General features: G+C 43.6%; 17 protein-coding genes and 1 tRNA gene. 10 read left to right on the forward strand and 8 right to left on the reverse strand.

The features are described 5' to 3' along the window. Positions 1 to 120: 120 nt before the first annotated feature. The 3 genes from QYT14_RS13785 to rsmI form a co-directional block, all read right to left on the reverse strand. On the reverse strand, positions 121 to 810 hold the full coding sequence (locus QYT14_RS13785; RefSeq protein ID WP_237040652.1) for a YjjG family noncanonical pyrimidine nucleotidase: 690 nt from the start codon (positions 808 to 810) through the stop codon (positions 121 to 123). A 76-nt stretch (positions 811 to 886) separates the two neighbouring features. After that, the gene (locus QYT14_RS13790; RefSeq protein ID WP_237040653.1) at positions 887 to 1,735 is read right to left on the reverse strand and encodes a hypothetical protein; all 849 of its coding nucleotides are present in this window, start codon (positions 1,733 to 1,735) and stop codon (positions 887 to 889) included. Between the two features lie 28 nt (positions 1,736 to 1,763). Beyond that, positions 1,764 to 2,438, reverse strand: coding sequence for a 16S rRNA (cytidine(1402)-2'-O)-methyltransferase (gene rsmI / locus QYT14_RS13795; protein WP_237040654.1), 675 nt, complete (start codon positions 2,436 to 2,438; stop codon positions 1,764 to 1,766). Positions 2,439 to 2,643: 205 nt separating this feature from the next. Between rsmI and QYT14_RS13800 the strand changes: the two genes are divergently transcribed. The 4 genes from QYT14_RS13800 (at position 2,644) to QYT14_RS13815 (ending at position 6,362) form a co-directional block, all read left to right on the forward strand. Then, a complete protein-coding gene (locus tag QYT14_RS13800) occupies positions 2,644 to 3,243 on the forward strand; it encodes a thymidine kinase (protein WP_237040655.1) in 600 nt (199 codons plus the stop codon). A gap of 12 nt (positions 3,244 to 3,255) precedes the next feature. Then, positions 3,256 to 4,392 (forward strand): AI-2E family transporter, encoded by a 1,137-nt coding sequence (locus QYT14_RS13805; RefSeq protein WP_288325732.1) that lies wholly within the window; start codon positions 3,256 to 3,258, stop codon positions 4,390 to 4,392. A 91-nt stretch (positions 4,393 to 4,483) separates the two neighbouring features. Next, positions 4,484 to 4,556: transfer RNA gene (locus QYT14_RS13810), tRNA-Lys, on the forward strand. A 570-nt stretch (positions 4,557 to 5,126) separates the two neighbouring features. After that, positions 5,127 to 6,362 (forward strand): site-specific integrase, encoded by a 1,236-nt coding sequence (locus QYT14_RS13815; RefSeq protein ID WP_288325731.1) that lies wholly within the window; start codon positions 5,127 to 5,129, stop codon positions 6,360 to 6,362. A 79-nt stretch (positions 6,363 to 6,441) separates the two neighbouring features. On the opposite strand, the gene QYT14_RS13820 is transcribed toward QYT14_RS13815, so the two are convergent. From QYT14_RS13820 to mobA, 4 genes are all read right to left on the reverse strand, one after another. Further along, positions 6,442 to 6,735 (reverse strand): helix-turn-helix domain-containing protein, encoded by a 294-nt coding sequence (locus QYT14_RS13820; RefSeq protein WP_288325730.1) that lies wholly within the window; start codon positions 6,733 to 6,735, stop codon positions 6,442 to 6,444. Then, positions 6,732 to 7,013 (reverse strand): helix-turn-helix domain-containing protein, encoded by a 282-nt coding sequence (locus QYT14_RS13825; RefSeq protein ID WP_288325729.1) that lies wholly within the window; start codon positions 7,011 to 7,013, stop codon positions 6,732 to 6,734. Before QYT14_RS13825 ends, QYT14_RS13820 begins: the two co-directional genes overlap by 4 nt. A 171-nt stretch (positions 7,014 to 7,184) precedes the next feature. Beyond that, a complete protein-coding gene (mobB, locus tag QYT14_RS13830; RefSeq protein ID WP_288325728.1) occupies positions 7,185 to 8,486 on the reverse strand; it encodes a conjugal transfer protein MobB in 1,302 nt (433 codons plus the stop codon). Then, the gene (gene mobA, locus QYT14_RS13835) at positions 8,465 to 8,887 is read right to left on the reverse strand and encodes a conjugal transfer protein MobA (protein ID WP_288325727.1); all 423 of its coding nucleotides are present in this window, start codon (positions 8,885 to 8,887) and stop codon (positions 8,465 to 8,467) included. Before mobA ends, mobB begins: the two co-directional genes overlap by 22 nt. Positions 8,888 to 10,058: 1,171 nt before the next feature. On the opposite strand from mobA, the gene QYT14_RS13840 reads away from it, so the two are divergent. After that, the gene (locus QYT14_RS13840) at positions 10,059 to 10,448 is read left to right on the forward strand and encodes a DUF3408 domain-containing protein (RefSeq protein ID WP_288325726.1); all 390 of its coding nucleotides are present in this window, start codon (positions 10,059 to 10,061) and stop codon (positions 10,446 to 10,448) included. A 100-nt stretch (positions 10,449 to 10,548) separates the two neighbouring features. On the opposite strand, the gene QYT14_RS13845 is transcribed toward QYT14_RS13840, so the two are convergent. Next, entirely contained in the window at positions 10,549 to 11,469 is a 921-nt protein-coding gene (locus QYT14_RS13845; protein ID WP_288325725.1) for a helix-turn-helix domain-containing protein, read from the reverse strand. Positions 11,470 to 11,622: 153 nt separating this feature from the next. On the opposite strand from QYT14_RS13845, the gene QYT14_RS13850 reads away from it, so the two are divergent. The 5 genes from QYT14_RS13850 to QYT14_RS13870 all read left to right on the forward strand — a co-directional run bounded on the left by QYT14_RS13850 (position 11,623) and on the right by QYT14_RS13870 (position 16,213). Further along, positions 11,623 to 11,976, forward strand: a complete 354-nt coding sequence (locus tag QYT14_RS13850; protein WP_288325724.1) for a hypothetical protein — start codon at positions 11,623 to 11,625, stop codon at positions 11,974 to 11,976. Between the two features lie 7 nt (positions 11,977 to 11,983). Next, the gene (locus QYT14_RS13855) at positions 11,984 to 12,316 is read left to right on the forward strand and encodes a hypothetical protein (protein WP_288325723.1); all 333 of its coding nucleotides are present in this window, start codon (positions 11,984 to 11,986) and stop codon (positions 12,314 to 12,316) included. 10 nt (positions 12,317 to 12,326) lie between these two features. Continuing rightward, positions 12,327 to 13,223, forward strand: a complete 897-nt coding sequence (locus QYT14_RS13860) for an SDR family NAD(P)-dependent oxidoreductase (RefSeq protein ID WP_288325722.1) — start codon at positions 12,327 to 12,329, stop codon at positions 13,221 to 13,223. Positions 13,224 to 13,299: 76 nt separating this feature from the next. Beyond that, positions 13,300 to 14,574 carry a sigma 54-interacting transcriptional regulator gene (locus QYT14_RS13865; protein ID WP_288325721.1) on the forward strand — a complete coding sequence of 425 codons (1,275 nt, stop codon included), beginning with the start codon at positions 13,300 to 13,302 and terminating at the stop codon, positions 14,572 to 14,574. A gap of 394 nt (positions 14,575 to 14,968) precedes the next feature. After that, positions 14,969 to 16,213, forward strand: coding sequence for an ATP-binding protein (locus QYT14_RS13870; protein ID WP_288325720.1), 1,245 nt, complete (start codon positions 14,969 to 14,971; stop codon positions 16,211 to 16,213). Positions 16,214 to 16,217 lie beyond the last annotated feature (4 nt).

Consider the following 16,217-nt stretch of genomic DNA (forward strand, 5'->3'; position numbering starts at 1 on the left):
AAAAACTGTTTAATGAAAAAGATACCATGTTCTAGGGCTTTTATAGAATTAAACAAACCAAGACAGTAAGTGTTTGAGAAGTAGCTGCCTCAATATTTTATTTTGAAACAGCTACTTTTCTTATAATATCTTCCCTATTTCATTCCAATCCTCTATTATCCCCGTAGGCTGAAAAGGAAACTTTGTCGTTTTATTCACATTATAAAATATCTGTCCGAGTCCTGCATCTTTGGCACCGACTACGTCATTTTTCCAATTATCTCCTATCATCAAGGAAGTATGCAATTCCGACTGCGTGGCCGACATCGCAAAATAAAATATTTCAGGAAAAGGTTTATGTACACCAATATCCTCTGACAAGACTACTTTCTTAAAGAATTTATCAACTCCTGCCGAACGCATTTTTTGCTCTTGTAACTCTCTAAAGCCGTTGGAAAGAATATACAGATTGTATTTTGAAGATAAATACTCCAATGCTTCAACAGCATGCGGCATTGTCTTTTTCTTATACACTATCTCAGCAAAGAAATCATCTGAATATGCTTTTACCAATGTTTTATCTTCCACACCGACCTGCTGCAGAGGGTATGAAAAGCGCATATCATTCAATTCATCTTTTGTGATATGTCCGGCACCATATTCTCCCCAAAGAATTTCATTTCGTTCACTATATATAGTATAAAACTGATGAAAAGAATCAAAGTATCGTTCAAAGTGATACTTCTCATACATGTCCTGAAACGTATCGCAGGCATTCTCGGAGAATGCCCAAACCGTATCGTCCAAATCTATAAATATGCTCTTATACATATACACTCAAAAAGATTAAAAAAGGGGTTGTGTCTGATGGAGACGCAACCCCTTTACAGGATAATTATTTATTATTTTATTTTACCTGAATAACAAGATATCTTGATACACTCCAAAACTGATTAGGATTGGTTATCTTCAGAATTAACTGACCTTTTGCATCTTTTACCAGTTCGTAAGAACCTGCAGGATGAGTAGTCAACAGTTCTGCGCGTTTTGAATACAATTTGATTTCCTTGTCTGTACGGATATCAATCTGAGTAAAATAATCTTTATTGAAATCGTCATTCTTTAGTACGTCACCATTCTTAAGAATCTTCTGATCTTTCAATTCCGATTTTGTACCAAACACAAACCATGCAGTGTTCAAAGCCTTATCCTGACTGGCAACAGTGGCAGATTTAGCTTCATTTTCAGCAGTTAAATCACTTACATTCTGACTTAAACCGGCTACTGCGTCATCCAATTCCGCTATACGAATATTCTTTGAAGCAAGCTCTGTCTGCAAAGTTTCAATTTGTTGTTGTTTAGCTTCCAACTCCTTAGTCAAATTAGCAATAGCTTTCTTCAACTGTGCGGAATTATACCTGCTGTTCTTCAATTGCTCTTCCAACTTAGCAATCTGTTCGCGATTAGCCTGCAATTTTTCACTAATAAAACGAATATCATCTTTTATCTTATCTGCACTATTTTCACGAATAGAACCACTCTGCAAGTCAACACGGTTTTCTGCTTCGTTTATTTGTCGAAAACCTTCTTGAACCTCATTGAATGCACCCATAATCTCGTCCAATTCAGCATTTCTGTTGGACAGTTCCACCATTAAAGAATCATTCTGAGCCTTCATAGCCTCATTTTTTGCCCCATTACCACAAGAGCTTAACAGGGCAACAGACAACAATGATAAAATTACTAACTTTTTCATCTGCTTTACTTTTTAAAGTTCATTATTTTTAGTCCTCTTTTCCACCGAGCACAATAACAATCTCGCCACGCGGTTCGTTCTCTGTGAAATGCGCTATAACTTCTGTCAATGTACCCCGTACACTTTCTTCGTGTATTTTAGAAATCTCACGACATACGGAAACAGGCCTTCCGGCACCGAAAAACTCGGCAAATTGAGTCAAGGTTTTCACTAAACGATAAGGCGACTCATAGAATATCATCGTTCTCTTCTCTTCCTGCAGAGACGTGAGTCGAGTGACCCGACCTTTCTTTTGAGGCAGAAAACCCTCAAAACAAAAACGTTCATCAGGCAATCCGGAGGCAACCAATGCTGGCACAAAAGCGGTGGCTCCCGGCAAACATTGCACTTCAATACCGTTTCTTACACATTCCCGCACTACCAAAAATCCGGGATCTGAGATACCAGGAGTGCCGGCATCGGATATCAATGCCACAGTTTCGCCCGCCTTGATTCTATTAACAACGCCTTCAACCGTTTTATGTTCATTGAATTTATGATGGGACTGCATTGCATTCTTTATTTCATAATGTTTCAAAAGAATGCCGGAAGTACGAGTATCTTCGGCCAATATGAGGTCAGCCTCCTTCAGCACGCGAATAGCGCGAAAAGTCATATCTTCCAAATTTCCTACGGGAGTAGGCACTACATACAGTTTTCCCATAAAACACTCCTAATTCTGTTATATGGTGACAAATGTAGAAAGAAATCGAATGTACAAAGTTAATTGATGCTATTATTTAACAGATGTTGCACATTCCTTTAACATTATATCTTTTATTAATAAAAATATTGGGGATTATAGTCCTTTTTTGGGGTACAAATAGTACATTTGCATTCATAACTAAAATCAATTATCACTATTTATCATGGTAGTTTTTTCAGAAGACCACATACAAGAGACACGTAGAAGAGGAAGGATAGAAGTAATTTGCGGTTCCATGTTCTCAGGCAAAACGGAAGAACTTATCCGACGCTTGAAACGCGCCAAGTTTGCTCGCCAGAGAGTAGAAATATTCAAACCGGCTTTGGATACCCGATACTCGGAAGAAGAAGTCGTGTCACACGATAGTAACTCCATTGCCTCCACTCCTATCGACACTTCTGCCAGTATATTATTATTCTCTTCAGATAAAGATGTGGTAGGTATAGATGAAGCACAGTTCTTCGACGATGGTTTGGTAAGTGTATGCAACCAGCTGGCCGACAGTGGCATACGTGTTATTGTAGCCGGACTGGATATGGATTTCAAGAGAATCCCATTCGGGCCTATTCCGGCTCTTTGTGCCATTGCCGATGAAGTGACCAAGGTACATGCCATCTGTGTAAAATGCGGCAATTTGGCTTATGCTTCGCATCGTATAACAAAAAGTGAAAAAAGAGTACTTCTCGGCGAGAAATCCGACTATGAGCCGCTATGCCGCGAATGCTACCGGAAAGCTATTGAAGAAGAACAAACCATCAAATAAGTCCATACAATTATGTTACAGAAGAAAATAACATTTGACAGTTTTATCCGTGGAATTCTAAGCGGAATTGTCATTATAGGGATACTCTATTTGGTCAATCGTTTAAGCGGAGTGTTACTCCCATTTTTCGTTGCATGGCTCATTGCCTACCTTATTTATCCTATGGTTACTTTCTTCCAATATAAATTGCGTTTAAAGAATAGGGTTATTTCTATTTTTGCAGTCATGCTGGTATTAATATGTATCGGTGTACTGGCATTTATCGGACTGGTCCCTCCTATTGTAGAAGAATTCGGGAAATTAAAAGAATTGCTTGCCGATTACTTTGTGGAAGGCTCAAAACAAGCAGCCATTCCCGGCACTGTGGCCAATTTTATCAAAGAGCATATCGATATGCTCAAAATAAATGAGGCATTGAATGAAGATCGTATTGCTCAAACCATGCGCGACGTACTGCCACAGGTATGGGCTATCTTTACGCAATCTGTCAATGTTGTCGTAAGCGTATTCACTTCTTTCATAATACTGCTTTATACCTTTTTCATCCTGCTGGATTATGAAGCTATTGCCAAGGGCTGGATAAAACTGGTTCCTGTAAAACACCGCGATATGACCGTTAAAATAGTAAATGACGTGCAAGAAGGTATGAACAAGTATTTCCGCGGACAAGCAGTGGTAGCTTTTTGTGTAGGCATTTTGTTCAGTATCGGTTTTCTGATTATTGACTTCCCATTAGCTATCGGCTTCGGATTGTTTATCGGTTTACTCAATATGGTACCTTATTTACAACTCATCGCTTTTATCCCTACTATATTATTAGCACTACTCAAAGCCGCTGATACCGGAGAAAATTTCTGGTGGATATTATTCTGTGCATTTTTAGTCTTTTGCATTGTACAAATAATACAGGACGGACTGATTGTTCCCAAAGTAATGGGGAAAATAACGGGTCTGAACCCCGCTATCATTCTCTTGTCCTTGTCTGTTTGGGGAGCATTGATGGGAATTGTAGGAATGATTATTGCCTTGCCATGCACCAGCTTAATGCTTTCCTACTACCAACGATACATCCACATAAAAGAAAAAGAATTTTCGAGAGATGACAATACGCCTGATAATCAAGGAGAAAACAAATTAACTGAAAAATAATTCAAAAAAATTAGGTAGTATATTTGGAAGTTTAAATAAAAACCTCTATCTTTGCACTCGCAATTCGGAAGAAAAGCAATAATAAAGGATTGATTCGCTAGCTCAGCAGGTAGAGCACAACACTTTTAATGTTGGGGTCTTGGGTTCGAGCCCCAAGCGGATCACTGAACGAAACGGCATAACGCCGCAAATCGCTGAAACTAAAACAGTTTCAGCGATTTTTGTAATACCCCTATCCAGCAGAATAGTGAACATTGTGAGGTTAAGCCGTGTGCAATTCGTGAACAGCCACGACCGTGAACAGTTTTGTTCACGATTTTGAGTTGCGGTTTGTAACTTGCTTGTATTCTGTGTTTTTCTGCGATTTGACAATTAAAAAGTGGGGCTTTGATACGCCTGCGCAGGTTCAAGGCCCCACATTTGAGTGAAAAATGGGCAAAATCAGATGAAATTTAACTTTCATTTTTAATTTTAACTGTTATATCGGCTCAAATCGCCTGTTTTTAACTCTTTTCACGTTGGATTGCCATTCTCCATTCGTGAACAAAACGGTAAAAATGGAGAAAAACGATGAAAATGCACCATCTTAAGCCGTGAACAGTTTTTGAACGACCGGCCGATGTTCACGGTCCTGTTCACGAATTCCGACATACGGCACTGATTTCCTTGCTCTTGCCTATTGTGTAATCGGGAAATAATGATTATATTTATGTAACCATTAATCCACAAACAGTATGTTACACGATTCTTATTTCACCCTCTCCTTCATCGCAAGGAAAGCCCGTGCGCTCCGCAACGGGGAGTATCCAATCTTCGCCAGAATATCAGTCAGCGGTCAGGTGGCGGAGATGAACATCGGTCGCAGTGTCGTTCCTGCTAACTGGGACCAGAAACGCGCCATGTCAACCGGTCGTGGCAGGCGTGACCTTGAACTGAACAAGTACATCGAGGTCGTCCGCGCCCGCTTCCTTGAAATCCACAATATGCTCGTACGCGAGGGCATGATGGTAAATCCGAAGATACTGCGTGACCATTTTCTCGGCACTGTGGAGAAACCAAAGATGCTCTGCGAAGTGTTCCGCGAGGCCAACAAACAACGCCGTGCTGAATACGAGCGAGGCGATATGGGCAAACCCACATACGAGCGGTGGGTGCGCTGCGTTGTCTATCTGGAAGAATTCATGCAGTTGACACGCAATGTGAGCGACATCCCGATAAAGGATGTTACCAAAGGCTTCGTGCTGGACTTTGAACACTTCTTGAGGATGAACAAAAATGCCGCCAATAATACCGCAGTACGTTATCTGCGCTATCTTAAGAATGTGATGCAGTATGCCATCGCAAACAAATGGACGACTGAAGACCCGTTTCTCGGAAAGCGTTTCAAACGCACTGTCGCTGACCGCGAGGCCATTACGGAAGCTGAGTTGAAACGGATGATGGAGCTTGACCTGAAATCGTTTCCACGGCTTGAAGTCGTGCGCGACACGTTTGTGTTTTGCTGCTTTTCGGGCCTCGCGTTCATTGACATACAAACACTTAAGCGAAACGACATCTCAACGGATGCAAACGGGAATATGTGGATACGCAAGAAACGCGAGAAAACCAATGAGTTGAGCGTGGTACCTCTGCTTGAAGTACCGCGACAACTCATGGAGAAGTACAAAGGGCATCCGAAAGTGATGCTTGAAGGTGTGGTCATACCTGTAATCTCCAACCAGCGCACAAACGCATATCTCAAGGAGATTGCCGATCTAGCCAAAATTGAACGGCACTTGACCACACATCTGGCGAGGCACACGTTTGCCTCCATGTCGCTGAACAACCATGTCCCGATTGAAACAATCTCAAAGATGCTTGGCCACAGCGATATCAAGACGACGCAGATCTATGCGAAAATGATTGACAGCACAATTTATGAGGATATGGCAGCAATGCGTGACAAATTTGATTGCGTGATGATGAACTGACATCATCTGACCCACTAAGAAAAATGGCAACCGGGCGATATTGTTGCTCGGCAGCCATTTTCTTTTTGGTGGTCGCCCGTCAGGCAAAACGCGGACAATAGTTGGATTGGAGGAATTTTTCTATGTCGTCCTCGGCATAGAGGATTTTACCGTCGATACGGTAATATGGTATGTAACCTTTATCGCGGTAATCCTGAGTGGTACGTCGGCTCACTCCGAGAGTGGCGGCGAGTTGTGCATCAGTGATGAAGCGTTTGCCGTTGAGCAAAGGATGATAATTCTCCCTCAAATCCCGGCATTTGGCCATTATGTCATCGGCTTGAGTGTGGAAACGCTCTATGCGTGGGTCTTTGGATGTTATCAGCTCCTTCATACGCTATTTGTGCATTTGGTTATCAATCCGACCACATCTGAGCCTCTGAATTGTGTCAGTCGGCCAGTATGCGAATAGCCAATCCTGCCGTGTTCTTTCAGTGAACGCAACTTGCGCTCCGAGATATGCAGGAATTCACAGGTCTGTTCTGTTGTAAGCCATTCCGACAGTCTGCGGTCGCGCAGTCTGTCGTGAAGAGCCGTAACTGTTTTATGCAGGATGTCAACCCGGTCAAGCAGGGAGAAAAACACATCCTTTTCGATTTCAATTGTTTCCATAATTTATTGAGTGTGGAGTTAGTGGGTGCTTGGGATATTATATGAAAAAGCAGGCGGGTATCCCTCCCGCCTGCCACCACTAAATCCACAATCAAATGTTTGAAAAACAATATATGACTGCGATTCAGTGGCAAAGGTACGGATTTATTTCGGGATTTTTTCTCGGTGGTGTCAGAATCTACGGCGCATACCTTTCTTTTTTCGCTGCAAACGGCGGCGGAAATCTTCCTCGTCGGGATTTACCGACTGCCCCGGCTGGAACAGGTCAAGACCGGGAATAATCGGGTCGTAATCGTTGGCGAGATTCTTAGCGGAACGGGGTTGCGCGGTGTTTGTAGTGTTTGCCGTGCCGGAGGTGGTATTGCTTGGCGAAGATGGCGGGGGGACAACAGTCGGTACAGATGTCGGCTGCCGGTTCGGTTGCTGTTGTATCGGCTGTTGTGGCTGAGCCTGACTGAAACGTGTCTGGAGCGCGTTTGCCGAAAACTCTTTGCCCAATCGTGAACCGTTCAAGGATGTCTGCGTGCCGTGATCCACGAAGGTAACTCCGTAAATCCTGCCCTCGTCGGTGTAGCGGAACACAACATCAATATTGCTCTCTTTCAGTTTGGCAATGAAACCATCCTTGTCTGATGATCGGGCAAGTGCGTCGGCAACACTGCGTCTGGTCGGTGCGATGTCGATTTTATCTTTTGCCCGTTCAAACCGGCTGTCAATGGCGGTACGGCTTGCGAATTTACCGAGGCGCGAGGCTTTCAAAGGTGTGACGATGACATTGCCGTTGTCGTCAGTGGCGAAGTAAACAAGTCCGTGATATTCGCGTCCGTTGACACGCCCGTCGGTCTGCTCACATTTGATGTTGTATAATCCGAGTATGGCGTTGTATTCGCCAATGCTCTGGAATTTCCAACGCATACCAACCATCTTGACCGAGTTGGCAACCTGTCGCTTGATGTCGCCGTCGGGGTCAACCTTGCAGATGGGAGTATCCGGTGAGAGCTTTTCGCGCTGTGCCTTGTGAAGATGATATTTTTCTTCAAGCTCGGTAGTAATCTTTTTGCTGCGACGGTAGAGAAAATCCTGATTGAGCCGCTTGCCTTCCTCGTTCACGTTGACAGTGACAATATGGATATGGTGGCGGTCAATATCCTCGTGCTTGTAGATTACATAGGGCTGCTCTCCGAAGCCGAGTCGGTCAATGTACTCACGGGCAAGGCTCTCAAAGTCTTGGTCGGATAATTTGTCGTCAGGGTGCGGGTTAAGGGAGATATGCAGCACCGGTTTCTTGGTCTTGCCCATTTTCGGCATGAACAGCCGGAAATTATCCGCCATCCTGCCTATGTCGGCACTGCCGTCAACCGGTACGACAATCTTGTTAGAGCCTAATATGCGCCCCTCGGTCTTGTTGATTTTCTCACCGTTGTAAGACAACGCCCCGTAGAGTGACGCTCCTATTGAGATTTTTGCAACCATCGCTCCTCGAATTTCTGCGACAACTTCATCACGTCATGGGTTATACCCACAAGCTCAAGAGTGGCTCTTTCCAGTCTTGAAACGTGTGCCGTTGCTTTCTTTTCTGAAAAATTTGCACGGAGTTCCTTTACGGCGAGGTCGTAATTGATCCCGACAGTGCGGTACTGGCTGAAAAATTCAGAGAGTTTTGCGCAGTATGCGGCAAGCGATCTGTCGGTGGTGAGCACCCGGAACGGCTTTCCAAAGATAAGCTGCTTGATGAAAGTTGCCTTCACGGTGGTGTCGGCTTTCTCCATCATGCGGGTAAGTTCATCCCATTCGGCGTTGTTGAAACGCACTTTGACACAGTGGTCGCATCGGTCGATAAGCGGCGGTCGTCCGCCTTTGTTGAAATCGGTCATATTATTAGTGGATTAAGTGGTGATGCCTCACGGGTTCTCATGCCAACGGCGGTTCGGTCGCGGGATATTCGACTTCGGAGTAGTATCCTTACATAGCAAGGTTGTTTTGTGGGAAGGCCGGTTCCCCAAAACCTTTTCGGTTCCCGAAAAGACACCTTGCTATGTCCATGTGGACATTCCTCATACTATGAAACTGCGAGTTTTGTGTCTGCGGCGGCCGGTATTGCCAACAGTATCATGCAACCCTGTGTTTCATCGTGCCTGCGGATTGAAATCTCCGTGTTGCCTACATAAATTTACGAAAAATCCGGCACAAATCCTAACCGATAAAAAGAAAACCGGAGATTTTTCGGCATGATATATCAGGATTATCGTGTCTGAAAATTCTGTCAAGAAAAAAATGATTGGCGAAATGTTAAAAATTAAACCGTGTTTTATGGACATACTCGGACATTCCCGGACATAGCCGGACAATCTGTTTCAGGGCCGGATATCGGGAGGTTCAAGGACTTGACAATCCGCCGATTTTTTTGTTTCTTTGTGTAAGGATTGGCTGATTTACCTGCCGTCAAGGAGTTCGGTTGACAGGTATATAAAGGAACATTCCGATGACCCGCCGGTCAAATCAGACACTCTTTCAGTAGTACATTCATTTATTCAACAGACTAACTTTACAGCAAGTCAATGAATATCCTTCCCGAAAGTTCAAATCATCTATCATATTACGGGGCTGTTCGCTGAATGATGTTTTCATAGGCTTAATGCATTGTTGTATTGATGATAGAATGAACGTATTACTAACAGACAGGCTTATCGCCGGATCATTCAATAAGCGACTGAAGGATCCAAGGCTTAATGGCCATTAGGCTTAAAAGCCGTGTCCGAAGGAAGCAAGCGATGATGCCGCGTAAGTCACACCACTAAATCCATATCCAAAAAATTAAAGAAAATGACTGACGACACCAACTATTCCGGCTGACAGAGCCGATGCCCTCCTCGCAGCGGAGGAAGGTCGCCATCCGCGACAGAGATAGCTGCACCTATACAATCAAGCATGGCAGGCAGTCAATGCGACTGCCACGGCAGGATAAAGGCCGGTATATCCCGTGTCAGGTCATACGCTGACAGCCATCGCCATGCGTTTTTTCAACATAAACACCTCCTATAAATAATGGCAAAAGTTTATGAGTCACAGGTTGACCCCGATGAATTCATACGGTCATTCCGGGAAGACACCTCACAACTCTCGAAATTGAAACGTAGTTCCAAACCGGAAACGACAACTGCCCCAACGTCCGATGCTACTTCACCAAGTGGTAGCGGGAGTCCGCCTGCGTCGGATCGCGAAAAAGAATACATTGAAAAGTTCGTCACCAACATGGCTTTCATGTCGCCGACCGAAAAGTTCACGACAGTGGAGATATGCCCCGCTTTCATCAAGAAAATCAAATACATTCTCTTGGCACAGGACGGACGCAAATGCTCACTGAAAGCATATATCAACAACGTACTTGCCGAACATTTCAAGCAATACGAGGACGTGATTGCAAAACGACTGTAATTAAACTTATAAGATAAGAACACTGATCAGACTTATAACTTGACAAGAAGTTATGCCTTGTTTTTTAGCACTGACTTAATCGGTGCTAAAAAACGCGATTTTATGATTTCCGTTGACGATACTCGGCTGGAGTCATCCCGGTCTGTTGTTTGAACAGCCGTGTAAAATATTGAGGATATTCAAATCCCAATTCGTATGCAATTTGGCTTATTGAATGGGAGTCTAATGCAAGTTTGTCTTTCGCTGTTTCAATTATCCGGTTTTGGATATGTTTTCGGGTATTCATCCCTGTTTCTCGTTGTAATATGGCTGTCAGATAATCGGGAGATAAGCTCATTCTGTCGGCAAAATATTTAACCGTAGGCAGTCCGTTTTGAACAAGTGCATTTGTGAGAAAATAGTCACGTAATAACTTCTCAAAATGGCTTACAATATCCATATTTTCACTATGTCTCATTTTGAACTGGCGGTCGTAGAATCTGCGGCAATAGCTCAATAACGTGCCTATGTACGAACACACAATTTCAGGGGTATACTCATCAATTTGTTTTTCAAGTTCCTGTCTGATATGTTTGAAAATGTCAAGAACTTGCTCTATTTCATCTTCTGATAAATGTAACGCTTCGTGAATCTCATAAGAGAAAAATATGTAATTCCCGATATCACGTCCAAGCGATGTTCCTCTAATGAAATCAGGATGCACCATAATGGCCCAGTTGTCTTCAGCCGGACAGAATGGCTCCCCATATTCTTGAAACTCCACTGTTTGCCCCGGACTCGTAAAAACCAGTGTGCCATCTGAATAATCATATTTGTTTCGGCCATACTTCACATCGCAAGATAAATTGCCACGGCAAAGAGCTATGACATAGTAATCTTGTTTCCAACCTTGCGGATGGCGGTATTCAGCGATCTGCGAGAAATCAATCACGGAAATAAGTGGATGATATGTCCTGATTCCTATAATGCGGTTAAAAGCCTGTGGTGTTTCGCAATGTATGATATTACTCTTGTCTTCCATTCGGCAAAAATAATGCAAAACCAATTCCTCTACAACATCATCTCGGATTTATATTATACAAACACGGATTTGTTTATGCAATATATTGGGAGTAAGGACTACTTTTGCCAAAATTTTATTAGCGGACAGGTTCATAAAGTAAAATAAGACATTATGACTCAGATTGAAAATAAAGAAACAGTGTCGCCGGTTACGATATTACTCTTTACCGGGGCTATATTGTTACAGATTATCGGTATGGCCTTATTTCCATTGACCGCGGGATACACAAATTTTTGGCCGACAATAGCATCTGTTTTGTCGCTGTTGCTCGGTTCGCTACTTTTCTGCCGTATGCTTTACAAAGGTGTCAAGCTCAGTTTACTTATACCTTTGGGATCTGCTGTGATGCCGCTTGCAGTAAGCGGATTGGGGATGATTGTATATGGAGAGAGTGTATCAGTATGGAAAGTTTCACTTCTTGTTGTGGCCTGCATTTTGATAGGGGTTGCTGGCAGAATGAAATGAGAAAATTATGGATAATATCTCAATAACCGGAGTTGTACTTTTTATAATCGCAACGGTGTTTTCACTTGGAGCGACAGCACTTTGGCCAATGACAAAAGGCTTTACCAAGCTTGTGCCAACAGTGTTGTCACTATTGATGCAAGTGGTATGCCTCATACTGATGAATCGCATTGTCTATTCAGGTGTTGAATTGAGTTTTCTGATACCGCTCAACGGGGCATTTTCTCCGCTTGTAATGATTTTTGTAGGTGTATTTTTATACAAGGAGAAAGCATCATTTGGGAAAATAGCCTTATTGACTGCATCATGCGTGTTGATTGGGTGTGCAAATTTTTTATGACATTAAAATTATGAATGACAAACTTAAAACAACCCACAAAGTATGGCTGATTACGGGAGCCTCGCGTGGTATGGGTCATGCAATCATGGAGGCTGCACTTGCAGATGGAGATTGCGTGGTGGCTGTTTCTCGAAGAGGAGATATCACAACAAATATTGAGGATGCTGCTTCACGACTGTTGCCGTATGCCCTTGATGTGACCAACACTGACCAGTCGGCATTTGACTGTATGGTAGACATGGTCATACAAAAATTTGGGCGTATAGACGTATTGGTAAATAATGCGGGACACGGGCAGTTCACCTACTTCGAGGAATCTGATGAAAATCAGATACGCGATGTGTTTGAAACCAATCTTTTTGGATTGATGCGTGTAACTCGCGCTGTTTTGCCTGTTATGCGCCGACAGCGTTCGGGCCATATTTTCAACGTGTCTTCCGCAGCGGGATATTCGGGAGTCGGACCATCAATATATCATACGAGCAAGTTCGCGGTAACCGGTTTCTCAGAGTCGCTTGCTTTTGAAACGGAGCAATTCGGCATCAAAGTAACGATAGTTGCCCCCGGTTTATTCCGCACGGACTTCATGAATTTTAATTCATCGTATCATATTCCTGCCAATCCCATTGAGGATTATAACACGTTCAGAGAACGTATGAGCGGATTTGTGAAGTATATGAACGGGCGAGAGCCGGGCAATCCCGAAGCATTGGGGAAACTCATTGCGAAAGTCGCGTGTTGTACCAATCCTCCTTTACATCTGCCTATGGGTGCTGATGCAATTGAAACACTGGAAAAGCATCATGCAGCCCAATTAAAGGATGTGGAAACATGGCGTGCTGAAATCTGCGGCACTTCATTTCCTCCCGAAAATACAGATGTCAATACACAGGCATTCTTTCAGTAATCCGATTTTGGCATTAAATATTAGCGTAACCCACAAAGCATAAATGAGAACGAATCATTTTTGATTATAATATTTTATGAATAAAATCCTTATCGTAGATGCTTCCGCATCCGATAGCAGGGTCATGTCAAGTCTGCTTTCGCGGGCTGGATATGACCCCGTTTGTGCGGAGAGCATTGAAGCCGGGAAACAAGAGGCGGTGGAGCTGCCACCCGGTGCGGTCATCGTCACGGCCTTGCGCCTGTATGATGGAACTGCAAGAGAGTTGATAGACTGGTTGAAGACCGAAGGATACAAATTCCCGGTCATTGTCGTGATGGATCTGCTTAATCCTGCCGACCTGCTGGAGGTAATGAGCGGAGGTGGTGCTGTCGATGTGATACAACGTCCGGCCATTGACAAACAACTTGTGGAAACCGTTGGCAAGTATGCCCGACCAGAGCATATCGTGCTGACGCTTGACAACCAGCTGATACCGCGCATCAGTGAGGCATGGAAGAAGGTGGAGGCAAGAATTGACGCGATAGCGGCCACTAATGCCAACGCAATTATTTTCGGCGAATGCGGCACAGGCAAGGAACAGATTGCACGGCAGATATATCAGCGCAGCTCACGCGAACAGAAACCGATAACTGTCGTGGAATCAGGAAGCGCGGCATTCATCGGTGTGCATAGCCCATCATCTGACAGAAGCGAGATGTATAACCGCATCAAGAGCTATTTCTCAAAATCGGCAGGCGGCACAATCATAATAAAGAATGTGCATCTTCTGTCAATAGACAAACAGTCAGTCCTGATGCACATTCTTGAAAACGAACACCCCGATGTGCGTGTGATATGCACAGCCGAGCCGGAGTTGCTGAAGATGGTAGCCAACAAGTCTTTCCGTCCGAACCTGTTTTTCATTTTAAGGCAATCCGACATAGCCGTGCCTGCCTTGAAAGATGATACGGAGGATATTCCTGTTATCGCGGACTACTTTCTGAAACGCTACGCCGCTAAGACCGGCAAACAGCGAAAGAGGCTTGACGCATCCGCAGTCAAGGCATTGAAACTCTATCCGTGGCCCGGCAATCTTCGGGAATTGAAAGATGTTGTTCTTTTCGCCGCCTTCCATGCCAAAGATGAAACAATCTCGGCTGAGGATATAAACTTCAATCTCTCTGAGCCTGAAACCGTCGATGAATTGAACCGCAAGAATCCACGGCAGGAGAAGGAAAATATCATCAAGGCATACCAGCGTGCAGATTCATGGACAGGAGCGGCGAAACTGCTCGGCATCTCCGAAAGGGCTCTCCTTGAACTCCGTAAGAAGCTGGGAATTGACAAGAACGGCCAACCGCTCCCTTGAAATATCGCTAAAAATGCGTAACTTTGCAGCGCAAAATAGCAAAGATACCGTCTGAAGAGTCAGACGGATACAACAATATAGGATAACATAACTTCCGCATAAATTCTATTGTAAATCTGGACCATTTATAAAAGACGAATTTGGCGTGATGCTTATGCTATGCTCTCAGCATAGCGTGCATACACACTATATCGTCTTAGGCAGTCCAGAGCCATCAATAGAGATAGCGTGAATTGCACGCTATTTTTTGTCTTTTGAAATACACATTTTTTCTTTTCTTAATCTATATTTCAGTCATTAGAAATGTTGTATTGAATAAAATACACACTTTTTTATTCAACACAATGATTTGATTGAATAAAAAGAGCTATATTTGCAGTCTAATATAGCGACAATGAAAAATATAATCTTTAATCAGAAGGCAGAGCGTGATGAGCTGATGGCACGTCCATATCAGCAGCGGCATACTAAGTACAATGTTGATGAATTACTCGCCAATCCGCTTATCAAACTTATTACCGGACCTCGGCGTGTCGGCAAGTCTGTGTTTGCGCTGTTGATGCTGCAAGGCAAAAACTTTGCATATCTGAATTTTGATGACAGCCAATTATTAGACAATTGGAATGAGGATTTGGTAATGGCCGTTCTTGATGACGTATATCCCGGTTACGATTATTTGTTGCTTGACGAAGTCCAAAATCTTCCTGATTGGGATTTGTGGGTAGGCAAGTTGTACCGTCGAGGAAAGGACCTTATTATCACCGGCAGCAATGCAAAGATGCTGAGCAGTGAGATGGCAACTGCACTTACAGGACGTTATCTTCAAATTGAAATGTTCCCGTTCAGCCTTGACGAGGCTATGCGCTGGAATGACATAGACATCAGCAATCCGAGAGAAGAACAGGCTACAAAGGCTGTGGCATTGGTAGATGATTATATGCGTAATGGCGGTTATCCTGAAACCATAAAGGCGAGGAATATAACAAAGAGTTACCTTTCGACTCTGTTTGACTCTATTTTGCTGAAAGATGTTGCGAAGCGTCATAAAGTAAGGAATACATCAGACTTGTATAATCTTGCATCCTATCTGCTCGCCAATTTCTGCAATCCGATATCTGCCAATGATCTCGCATCAGAATTAGGGTTGTCAAGCGTGGCTACAACAAAGAAGTTCTGTGACTATCTTGCAGAGCCGTATCTGTTTTTCTATCTTCCGCGTTTCAACAACAAACTGAAATTGATGAATAAAGCTCCGCGCAAGGTCTATGTCGTGGATAATGGATTTGTGCAGAGTACGGCTTTCAATCTAAGTGAAAACCTCGGAAGACTATTGGAAAACCAAGTGTTTGTCGAACTGTTGCGCCGTGGATATGAGCCGGGCAACACTTTGTTCTACTACCGCACCCGTAACGATAAAGAGATTGACTTCGTTACTCGCCGAGGTACAAAAGTCGAGCAACTGATCCAAGTATGTTACGATATGACCTCCGAGAAAACCCGCAAACGCGAACTCGATGCCCTCGTCGAAGCCGCCGATGAACTCCACTGCGACAACCTCCTCGTCATCACTAATGACCAAGCGGAGCAAATCGAGTGGAAAAGTAAATTGATTAAAATTATTCCAGTTTATAGAATTTGAAGAT

The organism is uncultured Phocaeicola sp., assembly GCF_948499155.1.
GTDB classification, from domain to species: Bacteria; Bacteroidota; Bacteroidia; order Bacteroidales; family Bacteroidaceae; genus Phocaeicola; species Phocaeicola faecalis.